This is a genomic window from Aquimarina sp. RZ0 (genome assembly GCF_008370685.1).
Classification (GTDB): Bacteria; Bacteroidota; Bacteroidia; order Flavobacteriales; family Flavobacteriaceae; genus Aquimarina.
In genome coordinates, this window is sequence record NZ_VTZU01000209.1 from 1 (window position 1) to 1,538 (window position 1,538).

Annotated in this window: 1 protein-coding gene; it reads right to left on the bottom strand. The window is 28.0% G+C overall.

Annotated elements, in window-relative coordinates:
• Positions 1-72: 72 nt before the first annotated feature.
• Positions 73-1,538, bottom strand: a 1,466-nt coding sequence (locus F0000_RS27275; protein ID WP_223148958.1) for a cadherin repeat domain-containing protein, incomplete at its 5' end; no start/stop codon positions are given.

The following is a 1,538-nucleotide window of genomic DNA, read 5'->3' on the forward strand; positions in this document are numbered from 1 at the left end:
AACGTCTATTGTATGGTACGTTTGCATCCCGAAGGGTGCAAATGAACTATACAAACTGTTGACAAATGTTGATTATTCATAAAAGTATTCTGCCACTCCATTTCCAATATCCATGATTTTATTTATCGGATAATCATCTGAATTGTAATTATAATGATAATTAATTTCTATTTCTGAATTAACATTCGACCTTACTAATCTCACAATATTATTTCTATTTCTGAGAAAATTATTCGATCTGTCAGGAAGAAGACCAATATCCGCAATAAGAAAATCACCTCGAATTACATTAATGAAATCCTGAATTTGGGCAAAATTTAATGTTTCATCTAACCTGAATGGATTTCTATAACTGTCATATTCGTAGGTGACAGAACCTCCATTACTGTCAGACATATTTATTAAATTGTCATCGTTGTAAATAAAATCAACTGAATATGAATTAAATTTATAGTTTACAATTTGATCGTTACTATTTAAGACAATGCTCTTGTGATTAGTATTAATTTGATCAATAAAATTAACTGTACTTCCATCATAATCTATATTGTATTTGAGATAAAATTCACAACCCTCACCTACGAATCCTATATTTGTTATTCTGTTAAAGTTATCATAAGATATAGTATATTGAAAATTACAAGAAGTACCTCGATCTACTATAAATTGATCATGGTTGATAATTAAATTATTATCCGTTACAAATCTCATATTATAGGAAAGCACACCATATTGGTTGAACCAAGAATTTATTTCACCGTTCTCGTAACGAATTTCATGGTTTTGGTCTCCTATGTCATATCTTGAAAAATTAAATGTTGAATTAATGCTACTTAACAATAAAAATTTTTCTTCAACATCTAAGAGGTTAATAGTTATATCTGAAATGGCTGAAACATTTCCATTTTTAATTTCTACAATTCCCTTAACAATTGGATTGGTTTCATAATTAAAAAGCCCTGTGTTTTCAACTTTTAATTCCCCTGTTACTTCATTAATACTAAATGCATTATTAGGGTTTTGTTCAATTATATTAAAACTCAATTGTCCTTGATTTGTGGTTGCCTCTACAATCCCTAAAATTTCTTGATTTTGTGGACCTTCATTAATAGTAATTTCAAAATCTTCAGTTGTAATAATAATATCTTGTACATCATTTAATGTTATTGTTACTGTAGCAAATTCGTTAATATTTTGATTTGAAACTTTTATAACTCCCGTGATTACTGAATAGGTTTCGTAATCAAATTTCGTCACATCAGCAACTATTAACAAACCACTTTCAGCATCAATTGAAAAAGCATTGTTAGGATTTTGAGACTCAATTTCAAAAGTTACATTTCCTTTATTTGAAGAACCAATAATATAACCTATTTCCTGCATAGGATTAGGGTTTTCTTCCATCGATATTTTAAAATCTTCAGTTGTAACTTCTATTACTGAAGTGTTTTCATCCTCATTACATGATAGTAAGAGGTTTATTAAAATAAAGATGATAATATATTTTCTCATTTTCTGTTTTTTAATGTTTGTCAACG